The sequence below is a fragment of the Brevundimonas denitrificans genome, from assembly GCF_030160755.1.
Lineage (GTDB): Bacteria > Pseudomonadota > Alphaproteobacteria > Caulobacterales > Caulobacteraceae > Brevundimonas > Brevundimonas denitrificans.
This window is the reverse complement of record NZ_BSOY01000036.1, coordinates 1-21,374: the sequence shown is the minus strand read 5'-3', so window position 1 is coordinate 21,374 and position 21,374 is coordinate 1. Positions and strand designations below refer to the sequence as shown.

Here is a 21,374-nt window from a genome sequence, read left to right as displayed (position 1 = left end):
CTACGGAACCGGCGTCTTCAGAGGCTCGCCCGCAAAGGCCGCCCGCAGGTTCTGGATCAGCAGCATCAGCATGCCCTGCACCGCCTCCGTGGTCGCCCCGCCGGTGTGCGGCGTCAGCACCGTATTGGGCACATCGGCCCAGCGCGCCGCCTCGGTCGGCTCTTCCTCGAACACGTCCAGCGCCGCCTGACCCAGCCGCCCGTCCTTCAGCGCCGCGATCAGGGCGTCCTCATCGACCAGCTGCCCGCGCGCGACATTGACCAGCAGCCCCTGCGGCCCCAACGCCTCGATCACCTCGCGCGAGATCAGGCCGCGGTTGCCCTCATCGGCCTTGCAGGCCACCACCAGGATGTCGCTGTCCCGCGCCAGCTCCAGCAGCGTCTCCGCGCGCGGCCACGGGCTTTCCTTCTCCCGCGGCCCCCACCAGCGCACGGCCATCCGCATCGCCCCGGCACGCCGCGCCACCGCCTCGCCGATCGCGCCCAGACCGACCACGCCCAGCCGCTGGTCCTTCAGCGACGGCGTGATCATCTTGGCGTCCACCGTCCAGCCGCCGGCCCGCAGGGCCCGGTCCCCCGCCGCGATCTGCCGCCGCGCGGCCAGGATCAGCCCCAGCGCATGATCCGCCACATCCTCATGATTGACCCCCGGCGCATGGCTCACCGGCAGCCCCCGCGCCCGGCACCAGTCGACATCGATCCCGTCATAGCCCGAGGTGAAACAGGCGATCAGCTGCAGCGCCGGCAGGGTCTCGATCAGCGCCTTGTCGAGCGGAAACTCTCCCGCCACCACCAGCGCCCGTATCTGCCCCTGCGCCTCCGCCGGCGGCCCCTCCCAGAAGCGGTAGACCGTGTAATCGGCTTCAAGAAAGGCGGTCAGCGGCGCCAGATGGCGCTGCATGATCAGGAGGGCGGGGCGGTTGGGCATGGGACGATTAGATCAGGACCGGGGCCGGGGGCCAAGGTCCGGTCTTTAGAAGCTCCAGGCGTCCGGCCCCCAGCTGTCGCCCCGGATGAAACGGTCGATGACCTGTCCCTGTTCGTCCACCGTCAGCATCTGGGCTGACCAGGGGTCCAACAGGGCCGCGCGGTCCAGCGGGATCAGCGTCCGCTCGTCCAGCCCGGGCAACACCTCGAACTGCTCGAAGCCCTTGGCTCCGGCCGGCGTCCCGTCGTCCGCGCCGGGCAGGACGAGCGGCGAATCGCTATCCTTGGCGATGAGGAACTCATCTCCGGCCGTCCCCGGCAGCACCAGCGGCCGCTCCCCGTCCCATGCCCCGCCCGACAGCAGCGCCTCGGGAATCCGCCCGTCCGTCCAGGCCCGCGTATCGACGTCCGGGCCATACATCCGGTTCAGCTCCAGCACCCGGCCGTCGCTGAAGCGGATGCTTTCGACATTGCTCAGGCGGTCTCCGCCGTCCGGTCCCTTGAGGATGAAGTTGTCGCCGTCCATCAGCAGGCGGTGGTCGGAGGAGGCGCCGGAGACGATCAGAACGTCGTCGCCCGCCCCGCCGTCAATCCGGTCGTTGCCGAGGCCGCCGTTCATCTGGTCGGCTCCCGCGCCGCCAATGAGCACGTCGTCGCCCGGGCCGCCGATCAGCACGTCATCGCCGTCCCCGCCATTGAGGATGTCGTTGCCGGACCGGCCATCAAGCGTGTCGTCGCCGCCGGCGCCGTTGAGGGTGTCATCGGCCAAGGCGCCCGAGAGCTGGTCGCTGGCCGGCGTGCCGGTCAAGGTGACGCTGACGTAAGCGAGGTCGATGACCCGTACGCCGGCCGCGGTCGTCAGCAGCAGTAACCCGCCGTCGTCGATCAGGTCGAGGCCGTTGTAGATGGAACCGTTGCCGGTCGGACGGAGGTCGACACCGAGCGGGACGCTCTGGGTCAGGGACCAGTCCGAGACTCGGATCACCTCAAGCACGTCCGATCCAACGTTCAGTACGAACAGGAACCGCCCGTCCGCGCTGAACTGCGCGTCCGCGATGGAACCCGCCGACTGCCGGCTGGTGAAGTCGCGGACCACATTGAGATCGCGGTCGTAGATGACGAAGGTGTTGTAGGTGATGATGGCGATGTCGCCGACGTTGCTGACGTCACCACGGCCGTCGTTGAAGCCGCTACGGCCGATCCTGTAGAGGTCGCTGCTCGCGATGATCCGATCCTGGCTGGCGGAATAGAGCGCGAAGGGCGCGCTGCTGATGTTGCTCTCCAGGACCAGCACGAACTCCCCGTTCGGCGAGCGGATCATGGCGGTGCCGCCCGTCACGTCAGGGCCCCCGGTCACGTTCGACATGCTCGGCGTGTCCGCCGCCACGTCAAAGCGCCGCAGCGGCGTCCAGCCGGACCCCTGGAAGTGGGTGGTGAAGAGGGCGAACCCGTCCGCGTCGATGACGATGTCCGCAACACCGCCCTCATAGAAGGCCTGGGGTGTCGTAATCGTGGTCCGCGCCATGGTGGTCAGGTCGATGCGGAACAGGGCGACGCTGCTGCCGCCGCCGCCCGGCGTCGGAACCAGGTCGGCCGAGCCGACGAGCAGGTAGCGGCCGTCGGGCGAAATCGCGATGCCGGCCAGGTTGGCTCCGATCTCGATCGCCGACAGGAATTGTCCGTTCGTCGCGTCCCAGCGGGTCACCCGACCCGCACCGATCGAGAAGAGCACATTGCTCAATTCATCGAAGACAAACTTTCCGCTCGAGGCGATCGTCGTACTGCGGTCCATAACGGGTCCAGTCGAGGTTTGAGCAACCGCTGGTATGGCGCCCCGATCAAATATTAGCGCATAGCTGGCAGCGCAGCATTCCGCCAGTCGGCGTGATTCAGCAATATCAACGACAGGAGTTGAGAGGAACCCGAATTCGCTCGAAAGTTGAAATTCAGTCCGCCCACGTAGGCCGCGCGCGCCACTTCCCACGACTGTTCGGTGACCACCGGATATCCTGGACGCAGTCCGTCCATTTCACCGCGTGGTGGATCCGTCGCGGCAATAGCAGTCAGGCTGCACGGCGCAACGTCAGTATCGGTCGCGGGAATCGCGGGCGGTTACCGCCCGAATTTCTGGAACTTGATCCGGTGCGGGATCAGGCTGTCGACGCCCAGCCGCCGCTTCTTGTCTTCCTCATAGGCCTCGAAGTTGCCCTCGAACCATTCGACGTGGCTGTCGCCCTCAAAGGCGAGGATGTGCGTCGCCAGGCGGTCGAGGAACCAGCGGTCGTGGGAGATGACCACGGCGCAACCGGCGAAGCCTTCCAGGGCCTCCTCGAGGTTCTGCAGCGTCTCGATGTCCAGATCGTTGGTCGGTTCGTCGAGCAGCAGCAGATTGCCGCCGGTGGCCAGGGTCTTGGCCAGGTGGACGCGGTTGCGCTCGCCGCCCGACAGCTGGCCGACCTTCTTCTGCTGGTCGCCGCCCTTGAAATTGAAGCTGCCGACATAGGCGCGGGTGTTGATCTCGCGCTTGCCGACCATCATCACATCGGTGCCGCCCGAGATGACTTCCCAGATGGTCTTGTTGGGCTCCAGGTCGTCGCGGCTCTGGTCGACATAGGCCAGTTTGACCGTCTCGCCGACGCGGATCGTGCCGGCGTCGGGCTGTTCCTGGCCGGTGATCAGGCGGAACAGGGTCGACTTGCCGGCGCCGTTGGGCCCGATGACGCCGACGATGCCGTTCGGCGGCAGTTTGAACGACAGGTCCTTGAACAGCAGCTTGTCGCCATAGGCCTTCTCCAGCCCCTCGGCCTCCAGCACGACATTGCCGAGGCGCGGGCCGGGCGGGATCTGGATCACGGCGTGGGTCTGGGCGCCGCGCAGGCTTTCCTGTTCGTCGACCATCCGCTCATAGGCGGCCAGACGGGCCTTGGACTTGGCCTGGCGGGCCTTGGCGCCCGAGCGGACCCATTCCAGTTCGCGGGTCAGGGCGCGCTGGCGGGCTTCGGATTCCGACTGCTCCTGCACCACGCGCTTGGTCTTGGCCTCCAGCCAGCTGGAGTAGTTGCCCTCGTGCGGGTGGCCCTTGCCGCGGTCCAGCTCCAGCGTCCACTTGGTCACCAGGTCCAGGAAGTAGCGGTCGTGGGTCACCAGGATGACGCAGCCCGGGAAGGCCTCGAGGTGGTGCTGCAGCCAGGCCACCGACTCGGCGTCGAGGTGGTTCGTCGGTTCGTCGAGCAGCAGCATGTCGGGCTTGCTCAGCAGCAGCCGCGCCAGCGCCACGCGGCGCTTCTCACCGCCCGACAGGTTGGTGACCTCCCAGTCGTCCGGCGGGCAGCGCAGGGCGTCCATGGCCATTTCGATGCGGCTGTCGATGTCCCAGACGTCGCCGGCGTCGATCTTTTCCTGCAGGGCCGTCATCTCGGCCATCAGCTCATCGGTGTATTCCTCGGCCATCTCCATGGCGATGGCGTTGAAGCGGTTGACCCACTGCTTCTCCTCGCACCAGGCCTCGACGTTCTCGCGGACGTTCAGGCTGTCGTCGAGCTGGGGCTCCTGCTCCAGATAGCCGCGCTTGACGCCCTCGGCGGCCCGCGCCTCGCCGGTGAACTCGGTGTCCAGCCCGGCCATGATCTTGAGCAGGGTGGATTTACCCGAGCCGTTGACCCCGACGACGCCGATCTTGGCGTCGTTGTAGAAGCTCAGCCAGATGTTCTCGAAGATCTTCTTGCCGCCGGGGAAGGTCTTGGTCAGACCCTGCATCTGGAAAATATATTGCTGCGCCATGAGGTGCGGTGCGCCCTGTCGTCCGGGGTTTAGGGGAGGTTGGCGCGGGATGTAGCCGCCGCGCCGCCGTTGGGCAAATGTCTAGGCGCGGGGGAGGGCGGATTGATGGCCAACGGACCGTGCAGCTTGACCGCCTTCAGCCTCAGGGCGTTGGAAATGACGCTGACGGACGACAGCGACATGGCCAGGGCCGCGATGGCGGGCGACAGCAGCAGGCCGAAGGCCGGATACAGCACGCCCGCCGCCAGCGGCACGCCCAGGGCGTTGTAGCCGAAGGCGAACACCAGGTTCTGGCGGATGTTGCGGATCGTCGCCCGCGACAGCCTCAACGCCCGCACGATGCCGTTGAGGTCGCCGGACAACAGGGTCACGCCCGCGCTCTCGATGGCGACATCGGCCCCGGCGCCCATGGCCACGCCGACGTCGGCGGCCGCCAGCGCCGGGGCGTCGTTGACCCCGTCGCCGGCCATGGCCACGACCCGGCCTTCGGCGCGCAGCCGCTCGATCACGGCGGCCTTGTCGGCGGGCGAGACGTCGGCCTCGACCGAGTCGATGCCGAGCCGGGCCGCCACGGCGCGGGCGGTGATGACATTGTCGCCCGTCAGCATGACAAGCCGCACGCCCTCGGCGTGCAGGGCGTCCACGGCCGAGCGGCTGGTCGCCTTGATCGGATCGGCGATGGCGAAGACCCCGGCCAGGACGCCGTCCACGGCCATGAAGATCGCCGTCGCCCCGTCCTGACGCAGGGCGTCGGCCGTCGGGGCCATGGGGCCGGCGTCGACGCGATTGTCCTCGAGAAAGCCGGCGCTGCCGATCAGGACGGCGCGGCCTTCGATCCGGCCGACGACCCCCTTGCCGACCGGGCTGTCGAAATCCTCGGCGGCGGACAGGGGCAGGCCGCGCGCCTCGGCGGCCCGGACGAGGGCGCGGGCCAGCGGATGCTCGCTGGACCGTTCCAGTCCGGCGGCCAGGCGCAACAGGGTTGTCTCGTCGAAGCCGGGAGCCGGGTGGACGGCCGTCACGGCGGGGCGGCCCTCGGTCAGGGTCCCCGTCTTGTCGACGACCAGGGTGTCGATCTTCTGGAACCGCTCCAGCGCCTCGGCGTCGCGGATCAGGATCCCCGCCTGGGCGCCCCGTCCGACGCCGACCATGATCGAGATCGGCGTGGCCAGGCCCAGGGCGCAGGGACAGGCGATGATCAGCACGCTGACCGCGGCCACGAAGGCGTAGGCGAGGCGGGGTTCGGGGCCGACCAGGGACCAGGCGATGAAGGCGATCGCGGCGATGGCGACGACGACCGGCACGAACCAGGCGGCGACCCGGTCGGCGAGGCGCTGGATCGGCGCGCGGCTGCGCTGCGCCTTGGCCACCAGCTGCACGATCTGGGCCAGAAGGGTGTCGGCCCCCACCTTGTCCGCGCGCATGACGAAGGAGCCTGTGGTGTTCAGACTCCCCGCCACCACAGCGTCGCCGGTCTGTTTGGTGACGGGCATGGATTCCCCGGTGACCAGGGCCTCGTCCACGGCGGTGCGGCCTTCGGTCAGCACGCCGTCGACCGGGATCTTCTCGCCGGGCCGCACGCGCAGCCGGTCGCCGACCCGGATATGTTCGACGGGGATCTCCTCGTCCGCTCCGTCGGCGCCGACCCGCAGGGCGCGTTTCGGCGTCAGGTCGAGAAGCGCGCGGATGGCGCCCGAGGTTCGTTCGCGCGCGCGCAGTTCAAGCACCTGGCCCAGCAGCACGAGGGTGACAATCACCGCCGCCGCCTCGAAATACAGCGGCGGCTCGCCGTGGTCGCCGAGGAAATCGGTGGGAATAAGGGCGGGCGTGATCACCGCCAGGGTGCTGAAGGCCCAGGCCACGCCCGTTCCCAGGGCGATGAGGGTGAACATGTTGAGGTTCCAGGTTCGCAGCGAAGCCCAGCCGCGCTCCATGAAGGGCCAGCCGGCCCACAGCACCACCGGGGTGGCGAGGGCGAACTGGATCCAGCCGTTCCAGGAGTGCGGTATGGGAAGGCCCGAACCCGGCAGATGCGCGCTCATTTCCATGACGAACAGCGGCAGCGTCAGGAGGGCCGCCACGATGAAGCGGCGGGTGAAGTCCGCGATCTCGGGATTGGAGCGGGCGTCGACGGTGACCAGCTCCGGCTCCAGCGCCATGCCGCATTTGGGGCAGACGCCGGGTCCGACCTGCCGCACCTCGGGGTGCATGGGGCAGGTATAGATCGCGCCCGGGACGGCTGCAGCGCCTTCGCGCGGTCCGAGGTATCTCGCCGGCGCGGCCACGAACTTCGCCCGGCAACCGGCGGAACAGAAATGCCAGGTCTCGCCGGCATGCGTCGCATGGTGCGGCGTCGCCGTCGGATCGACGATCATGCCGCAGACGGGATCCCGCGCCTTGCCGGCCTCGGGAGCGCCGTCGCGGCCGGAACAGCAGGAGTCGTGAGGCATGGCGGGTCTCCCTGGAGCGGGAGGGGACTATACCCGTGCCGGGTCTTCCGCCTCAGGCGTAGTTGAAGCTCACCGATATCCGCTCGCTCTTCGCCCCGTTCGACGGCACCTCGTGGCGCAGCCAGCTTTCCCACATCAGCACCGTCCCGGCCTGTGGGGCCAGATAGACGAAGGGTCGCTCCGCCTCGGAGGCGTCGGCGTGGACGCCGGGACGGGCCATCATCATCGGCAGGCGCGGATCTTCCAGCTTGAGGGCCGAGGCTCCGTCGGGGACCTCGACATAGACGGTGCCGCTGAGGAAGGCGTGCGGGTGGATATGGCCCGTGTGGCCGCCGCCGGGCTTGAGGATGTTGACCCACAGGCTGTCCAGCCGCGGCTTGCGCGCCAGGTCGAAATTCAGCGCCTTGGCATAGGCGACCGCGTGCCGGTCCAGGTGGCGCTTGAGTTCGGCGAACTCGGGCAGGCGGTGGGGCAGGTCGCTCAGGGAGCCGTAGGAGGTGTAGCCGCGATAGGCATTCTCGCGGCACCAGGCGCGGCCGGCGTGATCCTCGGCCGCCAGCATGCGGCAGGCGTCGGCCAGGCCGGCGTTGAAGGCGCCGAAGCCGGGCGAGGCGGCCAGGGACGCCTCATAGACCTGGGTGACGAAGAGGGGGCGCAGGGTCATGCGGATGCCATAGACGGTCGTGCAGGACCGCGAAAGCCGGCGGCTGACGAGTGGCTAGTGGCTAGTGGTTAGTGGCTGGCCGCCCCCTGTGCGACGGCGCTGTCCGCGCCGCCCTTCCGCCGACAGTGGGGCGACAATCACTGGCCACTAGCCACTAGCCACTGACCACCAGCCACCCCGGTCACCACCCCAGCCCCGCCTCGCCCCTCAACACCGCCTCCGCCTCCGCCGTATGCTTGGCGCCCGACCTGTCGTGCAGCACCAGCGGCGGCAGCAGCCTGAGCGGCGCCTTGCCCGTCTTGATCGCCTGCACCAGCACCCGTTTCGCCGGTTCGTCCGCATACGGATGCACCCCGCGCACCGCGAACGATCCCGCCGTCTCGCCCAGCAGGGCCAGCAGGTCGGCCAGACGGTCGGCGCGGTGAATGACCACGATCCGTCCGCCCTCGCGCACGGATTTCAGCAGAAACGCCGTCCAGGCCTTCAGCCCGTCGTCGGCCATCCACGCCCCGCGCTTGCCCTCCGCCGGGGCGCGCAAGGCGCCCGGATCGTCGAAGAACGGCGGATTGCTGACGGCCCAGTCGAACGGCGGCAGGTCGAGGGCCCGGAAGCCCGCCGCGACGTCGCCCTCGACGATCCGCGCGTCGGCCCCGTTCAGCGCCGCATTCTCCCGCGCCAGCGCCGCCATCGCCGGGTCGCGCTCCAGCCCGGTCAGGGCGGCGCCGGGACGCCGCGCGGCGATCTGCATCAGCACCGCGCCTGCGCCGCAGTCGGCCTCGATCAACCGCTGGGGCGCTTCCGCCGCCGCCGCCGCCGCCAGCAGGGCCGCATCCATGCCGGCCCGGTAGCCCCTGGCCGGCTGACGCAGCCGGACGCGCCCGCCCAGAAGGGCGTTCTCGACGGCGGCGCCTTCGAATTCAGGGAACGGTGCGACGGTCACGCGGCTTGACCCTTCATGGAGCGATCACCATTGTGCGCCGCATCGTCGCCGGGCAAGGCGGCGGCTGGATTTTCGGGCGTGATTCTCCCCCGCGCCGCCGTTTCGATGAGTATCCGTTTGGACGCTGTCACCGTCGCCGAGCCCCGCTCGAAGGGCAATGTCGAGCCGCTCGTGCGGTTGGCGGCTCCCGACATGGCGACCGTCGACGCCCTGATCCTCGACCGGATGCAGTCCCAGGTGCCGGTCATTCCCCTGCTGGCCGAGCATCTGATCTCCGCCGGCGGCAAGCGGCTGCGGCCCTTGCTGACCCTCGCCGCCGCGCGCGCTTCAGGGGCGACCGGCGAGATCACGGCCCCGGTCAAACTGGCGGCGGCGGTCGAGTTCATCCACACCGCCACCCTGCTGCACGACGATGTCGTCGACGCCTCGGACCTGCGGCGCGGCAAGGTCGCGGCCCATCTGATCTGGGGCGCCCCGTCGAGCGTCCTCGTCGGCGACTTCCTGTTCGCCCGCGCCTTCGAACTGATGGTCGAGACCGGCCAGATGCGCGCCCTCGGCATCCTCGCCCGAGCCTCCAGCGTCATCTCCGAGGGCGAGGTGCTGCAACTGACGCGCGCCCACGACCTGAACCTGGATCAGGAGACCTATCTGCGCATCATCTCGGCCAAGACCGCCGAACTGTTCGCCGCCGCCGCCGAGGCGGGCGCGGTGGGGGCAGGGGCCGATGAAACCGCCGTCGAGGCCCTGCGCGCCTATGGCCTCAACCTCGGCCTCGCCTTCCAGCTGGCCGACGACGCCCTCGACTACGGCGGCACGTCCGAGGTGCTGGGCAAGAACGCCGGCGACGACTTCCGTGAGGGCAAGGTGACCATGCCCCTGCTTCTGGCCGCCGCCCGCACCCGGGGCCGGGAGGACGCCTTTTGGGACCGCACCATCAACCAGGGCCAGCGCACCGAGGACGATTTCCGCCGCGCCCGCGAACTGGTGTTCGGCACGGGCGCCGTCAACGCCACCCTCGACACTGCCTATGAGTACGCCGACGCCGCCAAGGCGGCCCTGAGCGCGCTTCCGGCGAGCGACTGGCGCGAGGCGCTGGAACAGCTGGCCGACTTCGCCGTCAGCCGGGCGGCCTGATCAGCGCAGCCCCGCGCAGAACCGCTGAATCCGGCGGCAGCCTTCCTCCAGCACGCTCTCCGACGTCGCATAGCTGATGCGGAAATAGGGGCTCAGGCCGAAGGCCGAGCCCTGCACGACCGCCACGCCCTCGGCGTCCAGCAGTTCGGTCGCGAACGTATCGTCGCTGTCGATCACCGTCCCGCCTTCGGTGGTCTTGCCGATCAGCCCCTCGATCGAAGGATAGACATAGAAGGCGCCTTCCGGCGTGGCGCAGCGGATGCCCGGGGCCTGGTTCAGCATCGACACAACCAGATCGCGCCGCGCCTCGAAATGTTTCGCCCGCTCGGCGATGAAGTCCTGCGGCCCGTTCAGCGCCTCGACCGCGGCCCACTGGCTGATCGAGGACGGGTTGGACGTCGTCTGCCCCGCCACCTTGCGCATCAGGTCAATCAACGGCTTGGGCCCGCCGCCATAGCCGATGCGCCAGCCGGTCATGGCATAGGCCTTGGACACCCCGTTGATCGTCAGCGTCCGGTCGTAGAGATCCGGCGCCACCTGGGCGATCGTGCGGTAGTCGAAGTCGCCGTAGATCAGGTGCTCGTACATGTCGTCGGTCATGATCCAGACCTGCGGATGGCGGCGCAGCACGGCGGCCAGCGCCTCCAGCTCGGCGCCCGTATAGGCCGCGCCGGTCGGGTTCGAGGGCGAGTTGAGGATCAGCCATTTCGTCCGCGGCGTGATCGCCGCCTCCAGCGCCGCCGGCCTCAGCTTGAAGCCGTCGGCCTCGTGCCCGACCACCGTCACCGGCTCGCCGCCGGCCAGCAGCACCATGTCGGGATAGCTCACCCAGTAGGGCGCGGGCACGATCACCTCGTCGCCCGGCGACAGGGTGGCCAGAAGGGCGTTGTAGATCACCGTCTTGCCGCCCGGCGCCACGTGGATCTGGTCCACCCCGTAGGTCAGGCCGTTCTCGCGCAAGAATTTGGCGGCGACGGCGGCCTTCAGTTCGGGAATGCCGTCGACATCGGTGTATTTGGTCTCGCCGCGCCGGATGGCCGCGATGGCGGCCTCCTTGATATTCTCCGGCGTGTCGAAGTCAGGCTCTCCCGCGCCCAGACCGATCACGTCCCGCCCCTCGCGTTTCAGCTCGCGCGCCCGGGCGGTCACGGCCAGGGTGGCGGAGGGTTTGACGCGAGCAAGGGCGGAGGACTGCAGGCTGGACATGGCGACTCCCGGCGGACGGCGTCCATTCCTTACGCAGTTGCGAAACGACGATCAAATGGGACCGGTCTGCGGTCGGCGTTGATCCCCGACCGCCTTGGTGCGTTGATCCCCTGTCAGACCCCGGGGACGGCATGCGCGGCGAACTCAAGACCTATCAGGCCAAGCGCCGCTTCGGCGAGACGCCCGAGCCCAGGGGGGCCAAGGCGCCGCGCAAGGCCTCCGCGCCCCTGCGCTATCTGATCCAGCGCCATGCGGCGACGCGGCTGCACTACGATTTCCGCATCGAGCACGACGGCGTCCTCAAGTCCTGGGCGGTGACAAAGGCCCCGTCGCGCGACCCGGCGGTCAAGCGGCTGGCGGTGGAGGTCGAGGACCACCCCATGGACTACGGGTCGTTCGAGGGGACCATCCCCGCCGGCAACTACGGCGCGGGCACGGTCCAGCTGTGGGACACGGGGTGGTGGACCCCGCAGCACCCGGAGACTCTGGAGGCCGACTTCGCCAAAGGCTCGGTCAAGATGATGCTGGACGGCGAGCGTCTGAAGGGCGGCTGGGCGCTGGTTCGGCTCAAGTCGGATCGCGGCAAGCCGTCCAGGCGGAACAACTGGCTGCTGATCAAGGAAAAGGACGACCACGCCGTGCCGGGCGAGGGAGACGCCCTGGCCGAAATCGACGCCTCGGTGACAACGGGCCGGTCGCTGGCCGAAATCGCGGGCGGCCAGACGCAATGGACGTCGTCGAAACCGACCGCCCGCAAGGCCCCGGCCAAACCGAAACCCTCGCAGGCCGCCGCCAGCAAGGCGACGAAGCCGCCGGCCTTCGTCCCCATCCAGCTGTGCAAGGTCGTCGATCATCCGCCGGGCGCCGCGGGCTGGGCCCATGAGATCAAATTCGACGGCTATCGCATCCAGATCGGCGTCGGCGGCGGCAAGGCGATCCTGCGCACCCGCAAGGGTCTGGACTGGAGCGACCGTTTCCCCGCCCTGACCGCAGACGCCGCGACCTGGCCCGACGCCGTGATCGACGGCGAGCTGTGCGCCCTCGACGCCGACCACATGCCCGACTTCTCCGCCCTGCAGGCCGCGATTTCCGACGGCCGCACCGACGACCTGATCTATTTCGCCTTCGACCTGCTGTTCGAGGGCGACGAGGATCTGCGCAGACTGCCGCTGTCCCACCGCAAGGCGCGGCTTCAGGCGTACATCGACCGGATCAGCAAGACCCAGGCCAAACGCCTGCGCTACGTCGAGCATTTCGCCTCATCCGGCCAGGCGGTGCTGGAAAGCGCCTGTCGCATGGATCTGGAGGGCGTCATCTCCAAGAAGCTCGACGCCCCCTACCGCGCCGGCCGCTCGACCACCTGGGTCAAGTCCAAATGCCGGGGCCGGGACGAGGTGGTCATCGGCGGCTGGTCGTCGGAGGGCGGCGTCCGTTTCCGCTCGCTGCTGGTCGGCGTCCGCGACAAGGGCGGCCTCCGCTATCTGGGCCGGGTCGGCACGGGCTATGGCGAGTGGGTGACGAAGACCCTGACCCCGGCGCTCAAGGCCGTCGCCGCGGACAAGAGCCCCTTCTCCGGCGCCGGCGCGCCCAGGGGTGAGAAAGACATCCACTGGGTCAAGCCCGTCCTCGTCGCCGAGGTCGAGCACGGCGGCTACACCGAGGCCGGATCGCTGCGTCACGCCGCCTTCAAGGGCCTGCGCGAGGACAAGACCGCCGCCGAGGTGACCGAGGCGCCGCAGGAACCCACGGAGATGAAGACCCCGACCCCGGTCAAGGCCGCCGCGAAGCCGGGCAAGGTCGTGGTGGCCGGCGTCGCCATCTCCAGCCCGGACAAGATCCTGTGGCCCGCTCGCGACGGACATCCCCCGATCACCAAGGCCGACCTCGCCCGGTACTATGAGGCGGCCTCGGATCGCATCCTGGCCCATGTCGCCGACCGCCCGACCTCGATCATCCGCGCGCCCGACGGCATCACCGGCGAGACCTTCTTCCAGCGCCACGCCATGGCCGGCTCCAACCCGCGGCTGAAGCTGATCGACGTCAAGGCGCGCACGCCCTACGTCACCGCCGTCGACGTCGGCGGCCTCGTCGCCATCGGCCAGTCGGGCGGACTGGAGCTGCACCCCTGGGGCTGCAAGCCGGGCGACCCGGAGACGCCCGAACAGATCACCTTCGACCTCGACCCGGACGAGGGGCTGGATTTCGCCGACGTCATCGCCGCGGCGAAGGTGGTGAAGGCGAAGCTCGAAAGCCTTGGCCTGACATCCTTCGTCAAGACGACGGGCGGCAAGGGCCTGCATGTCGTGGTCCCGATCAGGACCGACGCCCGCAGCCGCGTCAGCTGGGATCAAGCCAAGGCGTTTGCGAAGGCCGTATCCGAACTGATCCGCATCGACGCCCCCGACCGGTTCACCACCACCCTGGCCAAGAAGGCGCGAGGCGGGAAGATCTTCATCGATTATCTGCGCAACGGGCGGATGGCGACGGCTGTGGCCCCCTGGTCGCCCCGCGCCCGTCCCGGCGCCGGAATCGCCTTCCCGCTGGCCTGGAGCCAGGTGAAGGCCGGGCTAGACCCGTCGGCCTTCAACCTCTGGAACTACCCGGCGATGCTGAAGAAAGCGGATCCATGGAAGGACTTCCGGGCGGCCGAGACCAGCCTCAGACCCGCCCTCAAGAAGGTCGGTATCGCCTGATCAGGCGGCCGCCTTCTTCCGGGGCGCGGCCTTCTTCGCCGGAGCCTTGGCCGCCGCCGCCTTCTTCGCGGCCGGCTTCTTCTCCGCCCCGGCCGATCCCTTCAGACTGCTCCTCAGCGCCGCCATCAGGTCGATAACATTGGTGTCGTCGGGCTCGGACACATCGACCGTGCCCTTGCCGCCCTTCGCCTTGGCCTTGATCATCTCGCGCAGGGCGTCGTCGTAGCGGTCCCTGAAGTCGGCCGGATCGAAGTCCGCCTCCTTCTGGCCGATGATCCGGGCGGCGATCTCGACCATGTCGGCGTCCGCCTTCACGCTCTGGATGTCGTCGAAATAGTCGTCTGCGTCCCGCACCTCGTCCCGCGCCCGCAGTGTCCAGGCCAACAGTCCCTTGCCCCGCACCTCCAGCGCCATCTGCCGTTCCTTGCCGCGCAGGACCAGACAGCCCAGCGCCACCTTGCCCTGCTTCTTCATGGCGTCGCGGATGACGGCGAAGGCCTCGACCCCGGCGCCCTTCTCGGGCACGACGAAGAACGGATCAGCCCAGTACAGCCGGTCGATCTCGCTCTCATCGACGAATTTGTCGATCGAGATGGTCTTCGTGCTTTCCAGCTTGACCTTGTCGAAATCGGCCTCGTCGAACAGCACATATTCGTCCTTCGACACCTCATAGCCGCGCACCAGATCGCCGCGCTCGACGGGCCCCGTGTCCGGATCGGTCGGCACCATCCGGATGCGGTTGTTGGTCTCCGGATTGATCAGATGGAAGCGCACGTCATTCGTGCTGGTCGTCGCGGTGTAGAGCGCCACCGGGCAGGTGACGAGCGACAGCTTCAGATGTCCTTGCCAGGTCGGGCGAGCAGCCATGTTCAGTCTCCTTGCCGGGCAGAATGCGCCAGCGCGGGATATGTTCGGACGGGGAGGGCGGAAAGCGGCCGGGAGGCGCGCTTCGTTCCGGACCCGGCGCGGCGCTCCGGCGACCGGTGGTCAGGCGCAGACCTCGCGAAGCTGCGCCCTGAGCCACCGATGGGCCGGGTCCGAATCCAACCGGGGATGCCAGAGCATCGAGACGGCGAAGGCCTGCGCCGGCTCCGGCAGGTCGAAACTGTGCATGCCGACCCGGAGGTTCGCGGTGTGGCGCTCGGGGACCGTCGCCACGAGATCGGACAGGCGCGCCAGGGAGAGCGCCGCCGAAAACCCCCCAACGATGGTCGCGGCCCTGCGCTTCAGTCCCGCCGGCAAGAAGGGCTGGTCCACGGCGCCGTCCTCGGCGCCGCTTCTCGACACCACGACATGCTGCGCCGCCCGGTATCGCGCCGCGGAGATGTCGCCGGCGGTCAGCGGATGTCCCTGCCGGACCACGCCGATCAGCCGGTCGCGGAACAGGGCCTGGGTTCGAACCTCAGGCCCCATGGCTTCCTCCACGACCCCGGTCTCCAGATCGACCCGGCCGTCGCGGAGCGGCGCGCTGTCCTTGTCCGGCTTCTGCAGGAAGTGAAACCGGACGCCCGGAGCCTCCCGGGCGACCCGGGCCATCAGCGCGGGTCCGAAATTCTCCACGAAGCCGTCGCTGGTTCGCAGGGTGAAGGTCCTCGCAAGCCGGGTCATGTCGAGGGAGTCGTCCGGCCGCAGGATGGCCTCGACCGACTGCAGCAGCTGATGCGCGGGCTCGCGAAGGGCGATGGCCCGCGGCGTCGGAACGAGACCCCGTCCGGCGCGCACCAGCAAGGGATCGCCCACCGTCTCCCTCAGACGCGCAAGCGCGCGACTCATGGCCGAGGGGCTCAACTGCAGCCGTTTCGCCGCGCGCGCGACGCTGCCCTCCGAGAGCAGGGCGTCGAGCGTGACAAGCTGGTTCAGATCGGGCCGCGACATGCCCAAACTCTACCATCGCACCGCGTTCATACCTAGCGTCTGATGCATCAATAGGATGCAAATGCTGCGCGTTCCGCTGCATCAGGCCGCGACGTACCTTTGGTTCAGCGAAAACCGAAGGAGCAGCATCATGGAAAGCAACGCGCTCACCACCTTCATCCGGTCCGTCCGCACGGCCTGGGGGCCTCTCACCACTGATCTGGTGGCGGAATGCCGCCGTCACGCCGCCGCCCTCGCCGGGGCGTCGGACACGGAGCCCTGGCTGGCGGCGCTGCGCCGCGACCGGGCGGCCAATGTCGAACTGTACCGGGACCCCGCCCACGGTTTCGTGCTTCTGGCCCATGCCGAGTCCGCGGGCCTCTACCGCCCGCCGCATGACCACGGCCGGAACTGGGTCCTGTACGCCATCCAGGAGGGTGAGGTCGAAATGGGCTCCTGGGCCCGGATTACTTCGCCGGACGGCCGGGTCCGGCTGGTCGAACGGAACCGGACCATTCTGCGGGCCGGCGATGTCAGGGCCTACCTTCCCGGCGACATCCACGACACCCGCTGCCTGTCGGACACGGCGCTCCTCTTCCGCTTCACCGAGCGCGATCTGAGAGCTGAGGATCCGAAGCGCCATCCGGTCACCCGTTACGTGCAGGCCGACGGCGTCTGGACCACGGGCGCGCCGCGATGATCGCCGCCGTTTCCGGCCTTGAACCGCGCCGCCGCGCGGTTGCGGTGGCCGCCGTGCTCTCCTCCATGGCGCTGGTGGTTCTTGACGCCGGGGTCGTGAACCTGGCCCTGCCGACCATCGCGGGCGCGTTGCAGACCACCGCGGGCGCGGTCGTTCTGGTCGTCACGGCCTACCAGGCCGCGGTGTTGATGGCCCTTCTGCCCTGCGGAGCGCTCGGCGAGCGATTTGGCTACCGGCGGGTGTTCGCGTCCGGCGTGGCCCTGTTCACCGCGGCGTCCCTTCTGAGCGCCCTGGCGCCCTCCCTGACCTGGCTGGTCGCCGCGAGGTTCCTGCAGGGCCTGGGCGGCGCGGCCATCATGTCGGTCGGCGTGGCCCTGCTGCGCGCCTCCGTTCCCGACGGCCGCCTGGGCTCCGCCATCGGCTGGAACGCCCTGACCATCGCCCTGTGCTCGGCGGCCGGTCCCGCCGTCGGGGCCCTGGTGTTGACCCTGGGCGACTGGCCGTGGCTGTTCGCGCTCAACCTGCCCCTCGGTCTCGGTGTCCTGTTCGCGACGCGGGCCCTGCCGCTCACCCGGGGCGGGGGCCAGGCGATCGACGGGCTCAGCGTTCTGCTCAACGCCGCCCTGTTCGCCCTGTTGATCGCCGGCGCCGAAAGCCTTCCGACCCTGCCGGCGCTGGCCGTCGGTCTCTGGCTGACGGCGATCTTCGCCCTCGTGGCGCTGGTGCGCCGCGAACGGGCCAGGACAGCGCCGCTCATTCCTTTCGATCTGCTGGGGCGCCGGAGCTTCGCGACCGCGGTGATTGCGTCGGTCTGCTGTTTCGCCGGTCAGACGGCCGCCCTGGTCGCCCTGCCGTTCCTGCTCCACGACGCCGGTCTGTCGCCTTTGGAAACCGGCCTCCAGATGACCGTCTGGCCGCTGGCGGTCGCGGCGGCCGCGGCCGCCGTCAGCCGCTTTCCGGAGCGGACGCCTTCGGCCTGGCTCTGCGCCGCAGGCGGGGCCTGTCTGGCCGCGGGCCTCGCCGGAGTCGCGCTCCAGTCCCCGGACGCGGACCCGCGATCCATCACGCCCCTGCTGGCTCTCTGCGGCCTGGGCTTCGGGCTGTTCCAGACGCCCAACAACCGCACCCTGTTCATGGCCGCCGCGCCGGAGCGGAGCGGGGCGGCGGGCGGGATGCAGGGCACGGCCCGGCTGACCGGCCAGACGGCCGGGGCCGTGCTGGTGACCCTGCTGTTCGCCACCACATCCGTCGGGGCCACGCCGCGGATCGCCCTCGGCGCCGGCGCGGCCCTGGCCCTGACGGCGGGCCTCGTCAGCGCCTCAAGAGGCCGGTCCCGCTGACGACGGGGTCGGCCCGGCTCCGGGCCCGACCACTGAAGCGCGGGCTCTCGCCCCTGTCGGCGTCGCCTGCTAATCGGGGACCATGCGTCGCCTCCTCGACTTCATCCTCAACATGGAAGGCCGCCGCTGGCGGGCGGCGCTGGCCACGGCGCTGCTGCTCGGCGCGACGCTCGGCCTGCTGCTCTTCGGCAAGAGCCAGTTCGGGCTGGCGGCCGAGGAGAACCTCGAGGCCTGGCTGCAGGGCTACGCCGGCAGCCCATGGGCCTTCTTCGCGACTGTGGTGTTGTTCATCGCCGCCGCCTTCATCGGCGCGCCGCAGTTCATCCTGATCGCCGCCTGCGTCGTCGCCTTCGGGCCGTCGCTGGGCTTCTTCTACAGCTGGGCCGCGACCGTGGCCTCGGCGGGCGTGACCTACTGGCTGGGGCGGGGACCGACGGCGCGGCTGGTCGACCGGTTCGGCGGGCGCACCATGGACCGGCTCAAGGGCTTCGTCGGCAAGAACGCCTTCTACGCCAGCTTCATTATCCGCAACGTGCCCTCGGCGCCCTTCATCGTCGTCAACATGGCGTTCGGCGCGACCCGGGCGTCCTTTCCCGCCTTCCTCGCCGGCTGCGCCCTCGGCGTCCTGCCCAAGACGGCCCTGGTGGCCTTCTTCGGCGGGGCGGTGGTGGCGGCGGTCAGCGGCGACGGCGTCTGGACCTCGCTGATCCTCGCCGGGGTGGCCGTCGTCTGGCTCGGCCTGATGCTCGGCGTCCGCGAGCTGGTGAGACGGCGCGAGCGCGCTTCCGGCGCCGATTAGACGCGGGGCGAAGCGCCATCTTCAACGCGTCTTAAGGGCTGTTGAGGCTTGTATGATCCGTGGATGGGAATGACCGCGTGGACATGCAGGCGCTGAGAGCGGAACACAGGTCGATCATGGCGATGGCCAGTCGGCTCGGCGGACTGGCCGGAAACGTCAAGACCCGCGCCGACGCCCACGACGCGCGAACCCTGGTCGTGGCCATCGACCATCTGCTCCACGCCCACCTGGCCGAGGAGGACGACAACCTCTATCCCGCGCTGATGGCCGCCGGGGATGAGGCTGCGCGCCGGCTGGGGGCGGAGGCCTTCGAGGAGATGGGCGGAATCGTCGGCGCCTGGATCCACTATCGCGATCACTGGACCCCTGAGGCGATCCTCGACCAGGCCGGTCGTTTCGCCGCCGCCACCGGGGGCGTCATGGGCGCCCTGTCGCTGCGGCTCGAGATGGAGAACGACGTCCTCTACCCCGCCATGGAGCGGCTGATGGGCGCGGACGAGCGTGCGGCGGCCTGACGCGCCGCCGGGTCGCTTCACGTTCCGGTGTGGGCGCGGCCTGACGGACTTTTCAAGGTCGCTTGCAGGGCGACAGGGCTTGTATTCGCCCTCGCACACGGGCAAACGAGCCGTAAGGTCGGTCAGGCGATAACGATCAGGAGGCGGTGCGTGGGGATGCGCGTCGCCGGGGCGTCGCCGAAGCGGATCGAGACTGACGCAAGCCCCCTCTAAGGCCCGAACGAACGGTATCCCGGACCCATGTTCTCCAGCATTTTCGGCGCGATCTCCAACGACATCGCCATCGACCTCGGCACCGCCAACACCCTGATCTACATGAAGGGCAAGGGCATCGTGCTGAACGAACCGTCCGTGGTCGCCCTGCGCAACGTCGGCGGGCGCAAGATCGTCCACGCCGTGGGGATAGAGGCCAAGCAGATGCTGGGCCGCACCCCGGGCCACATGGAAGCCATCCGTCCCATGCGCGACGGGGTCATCGCCGACTTCGAAGTCGCCGAGGAGATGATCAAACACTTCATCCGCAAGGTTCATAACCGCAAGGGCTTCGTGAACCCCAAGGTCATCGTCTGCGTGCCGTCGGGCGCCACCGCCGTCGAGCGCCGCGCCATCAACGATTCCTGCCTCAACGCCTCGGCCCGCCGCGTCGGCCTGATCGACGAGCCCATGGCTGCGGCCATCGGCGCCGGCCTGCCGATCCATGAGCCGACCGGCTCCATGGTCGTCGACATCGGCGGCGGCACCACCGAGGTGGCCGTCCTGTCCCTGTCGGGCATCGTCTATTCGCGCTCGGTCCGCGTCGGCGGCGACAAGATGGACGAGGCGATCATCTCCTACATGCGCCGCAACCATAACCTTCTGATCGGCGAGACCACCGCCGAGCGCATCAAGAAGGACATCGGCACCGCCCGCATCCCGGCCGACGGCGAAGGCCTGTCGATCGACGTCAAGGGCCGCGACCTGATGCAGGGCGTGCCGCGCGAGGTCCGCATCTCCGAGCGCCAGGCCGCCGAGGCCCTGGCCGAGCCGGTCTCGCAGATCGTCGAGGCCGTGAAGGTCGCCCTCGAAGCCACCCCGCCCGAACTGGCCGCCGACATCGCCGACAAGGGCATCATGCTCACCGGCGGCGGCGCCCTGCTGCGCGGTCTGGACGCCGAAATCCGCGACCATACCGGTCTGCCGGTCTCGGTCGCCGACGATCCGCTGTCCTGCGTCGCCATCGGCTGCGGCCGGGTGCTCGAGCATCCGCGCTGGATGAAGGGCGTGCTCGACTCGGCCCTCTAGGGTTCAGGTCGAAACAACGCCGTAAATCCCCGTCATCGTGGCCCTGTCGCTGGTTCCCAAGCGGCATGGATTTTGCGATAGGCTCGACAAATCGGCTGGGGGCGTCCCGCTGATTCCCTTTTCTGAGGAAGGCGCGCCGTGGCGTTTCGCGACGGACCGTTCGAGAACATCAAGGTGCCGCTGGTCTGGACCGCGGCCGTGACCGTCGTTGTCGCGGCCATCGGTTGCGTCCTGCTGCTGATCAGCGACGCCCGGGCCCAGACCTCGCCCTATCAGCCGGTGCGGTCCGGCGTGGAAGCGGTCGCCGGACCGGTCGGCGGAGTCTTCGCGGCCCCGGTGCGGTGGTTCGGTCATGCCAGCGACTATGTCGGCGGCTATTTCTTCGCCGTGTCCGAGAACCGCCGGCTCAAGCGGGAGCTGGCCGACCTGCAGCCCTGGCGCGACCAGGCGATCGCGCTGAAGAACGTCAACGCCCGCTATGAGGCCATGCTGGGCATCCGGCCCGAACCGCCCGTCGCCATGCAGACGGCGCGCTCCATCCTCGACGCGCGCGGCCCCTTCTCCAAGGCCCGGCTGATCGACGCCGGCTCGGCGCAGGGCGTCAAGGTCGGCAATCCCGTCATCAACGAGCATGGCCTCGTCGGCCGCATCGTCGGCACGTCGCCGGGCATCAGCCGCATGCTGCTGGTCACCGACGTGGCCAGCCAGATCCCGGTGCTGGTCGACCGCACGGACGCCCGCGCCATCCTCAAGGGCGACGGCAGCGACAATCCCCGGCTCGAATTCATGCGCGGCGTGGGGTCGGTCCAGGTCGGCGACCGGATCCTGTCATCCGGCGACGGCGGCGGCTTCCCGCGCGGCGTGCCCATCGGCGTCGCCGCCCGGGGCATCGACGGCAGCTGGCGCGTCAAACTGTTCAGCGACCGCGGGGCCATCGACTATGTCCGCGTCATGCTGTTCGAGGACTTCGGCCAGCTGATCGGCGCCGAGGACCTCAACGCCCCGCCGCTGGCCGCGCTCGGCGCCCTGACCGAGGCCACGCCGGCCCAGGCAGCCGCCATCGATGACGCGGCCGCACGCCGCGACGCCGCC

Annotated in this window: 17 protein-coding genes; 8 read left to right on the top strand and 9 right to left on the bottom strand. The window is 69.4% G+C overall.

The genetic code is table 11. The features are described 5' to 3' along the window. From QQJ79_RS09185 to QQJ79_RS09160, 6 genes are all read right to left on the bottom strand, one after another. Positions 1-927, bottom strand: coding sequence for a 2-hydroxyacid dehydrogenase (locus QQJ79_RS09185; protein ID WP_284222625.1), 927 nt, complete (start codon positions 925-927; stop codon positions 1-3). 45 nt (positions 928-972) lie between these two features. Then, the gene (locus QQJ79_RS09180) at positions 973-2,718 is read right to left on the bottom strand and encodes a calcium-binding protein (RefSeq protein ID WP_284222624.1); all 1,746 of its coding nucleotides are present in this window, start codon (positions 2,716-2,718) and stop codon (positions 973-975) included. A gap of 320 nt (positions 2,719-3,038) precedes the next feature. Continuing rightward, positions 3,039-4,706, bottom strand: a complete 1,668-nt coding sequence (gene ettA / locus QQJ79_RS09175) for an energy-dependent translational throttle protein EttA (protein ID WP_284222623.1) — start codon at positions 4,704-4,706, stop codon at positions 3,039-3,041. A gap of 29 nt (positions 4,707-4,735) precedes the next feature. After that, positions 4,736-7,156 carry a heavy metal translocating P-type ATPase gene (locus QQJ79_RS09170; RefSeq protein ID WP_284222622.1) on the bottom strand — a complete coding sequence of 807 codons (2,421 nt, stop codon included), beginning with the start codon at positions 7,154-7,156 and terminating at the stop codon, positions 4,736-4,738. 52 nt (positions 7,157-7,208) lie between these two features. After that, positions 7,209-7,820 (bottom strand): TIGR02466 family protein, encoded by a 612-nt coding sequence (locus QQJ79_RS09165; RefSeq protein ID WP_284222621.1) that lies wholly within the window; start codon positions 7,818-7,820, stop codon positions 7,209-7,211. A gap of 181 nt (positions 7,821-8,001) precedes the next feature. Further along, a complete protein-coding gene (locus tag QQJ79_RS09160; RefSeq protein WP_284222620.1) occupies positions 8,002-8,760 on the bottom strand; it encodes a tRNA1(Val) (adenine(37)-N6)-methyltransferase in 759 nt (252 codons plus the stop codon). A gap of 117 nt (positions 8,761-8,877) precedes the next feature. On the opposite strand from QQJ79_RS09160, the gene QQJ79_RS09155 reads away from it, so the two are divergent. Next, on the top strand, positions 8,878-9,894 hold the full coding sequence (locus tag QQJ79_RS09155; RefSeq protein ID WP_431307587.1) for a polyprenyl synthetase family protein: 1,017 nt from the start codon (positions 8,878-8,880) through the stop codon (positions 9,892-9,894). On the opposite strand, the gene QQJ79_RS09150 is transcribed toward QQJ79_RS09155, so the two are convergent. After that, positions 9,895-11,100 (bottom strand): pyridoxal phosphate-dependent aminotransferase, encoded by a 1,206-nt coding sequence (locus QQJ79_RS09150; protein WP_284222619.1) that lies wholly within the window; start codon positions 11,098-11,100, stop codon positions 9,895-9,897. A gap of 131 nt (positions 11,101-11,231) precedes the next feature. Between QQJ79_RS09150 and ligD the strand changes: the two genes are divergently transcribed. Beyond that, positions 11,232-13,793: a DNA ligase D gene (gene ligD / locus QQJ79_RS09145; protein WP_284222618.1), complete on the top strand. Its 2,562-nt coding sequence runs from the start codon at positions 11,232-11,234 to the stop codon at positions 13,791-13,793. On the opposite strand, the gene ku is transcribed toward ligD, so the two are convergent. Both ku and QQJ79_RS09135 read right to left on the bottom strand, forming a co-directional pair. Then, positions 13,794-14,660, bottom strand: a complete 867-nt coding sequence (ku, locus tag QQJ79_RS09140) for a non-homologous end joining protein Ku (RefSeq protein WP_284222617.1) — start codon at positions 14,658-14,660, stop codon at positions 13,794-13,796. A gap of 120 nt (positions 14,661-14,780) precedes the next feature. Next, complete coding sequence (locus QQJ79_RS09135; RefSeq protein ID WP_284222616.1) at positions 14,781-15,668, bottom strand: LysR family transcriptional regulator; 888 nt, start codon at positions 15,666-15,668, stop codon at positions 14,781-14,783. A 130-nt stretch (positions 15,669-15,798) separates the two neighbouring features. Between QQJ79_RS09135 and QQJ79_RS09130 the strand changes: the two genes are divergently transcribed. From QQJ79_RS09130 to mreC, 6 genes are all read left to right on the top strand, one after another. Continuing rightward, a complete protein-coding gene (locus QQJ79_RS09130) occupies positions 15,799-16,347 on the top strand; it encodes a hypothetical protein (protein ID WP_284222615.1) in 549 nt (182 codons plus the stop codon). After that, a complete protein-coding gene (locus tag QQJ79_RS09125) occupies positions 16,344-17,687 on the top strand; it encodes an MFS transporter (RefSeq protein ID WP_284222614.1) in 1,344 nt (447 codons plus the stop codon). Before QQJ79_RS09130 ends, QQJ79_RS09125 begins: the two co-directional genes overlap by 4 nt. A gap of 82 nt (positions 17,688-17,769) precedes the next feature. After that, on the top strand, positions 17,770-18,486 hold the full coding sequence (locus tag QQJ79_RS09120; protein WP_284222613.1) for a TVP38/TMEM64 family protein: 717 nt from the start codon (positions 17,770-17,772) through the stop codon (positions 18,484-18,486). Positions 18,487-18,569: 83 nt separating this feature from the next. After that, positions 18,570-19,001: a hemerythrin domain-containing protein gene (locus QQJ79_RS09115; RefSeq protein WP_284222612.1), complete on the top strand. Its 432-nt coding sequence runs from the start codon at positions 18,570-18,572 to the stop codon at positions 18,999-19,001. A gap of 240 nt (positions 19,002-19,241) precedes the next feature. Beyond that, positions 19,242-20,282: a rod shape-determining protein gene (locus QQJ79_RS09110; RefSeq protein WP_284222611.1), complete on the top strand. Its 1,041-nt coding sequence runs from the start codon at positions 19,242-19,244 to the stop codon at positions 20,280-20,282. 138 nt (positions 20,283-20,420) lie between these two features. Further along, positions 20,421-21,374, top strand: a 954-nt coding sequence (mreC, locus tag QQJ79_RS09105) for a rod shape-determining protein MreC (protein WP_284222610.1), incomplete at its 3' end; no start/stop codon positions are given.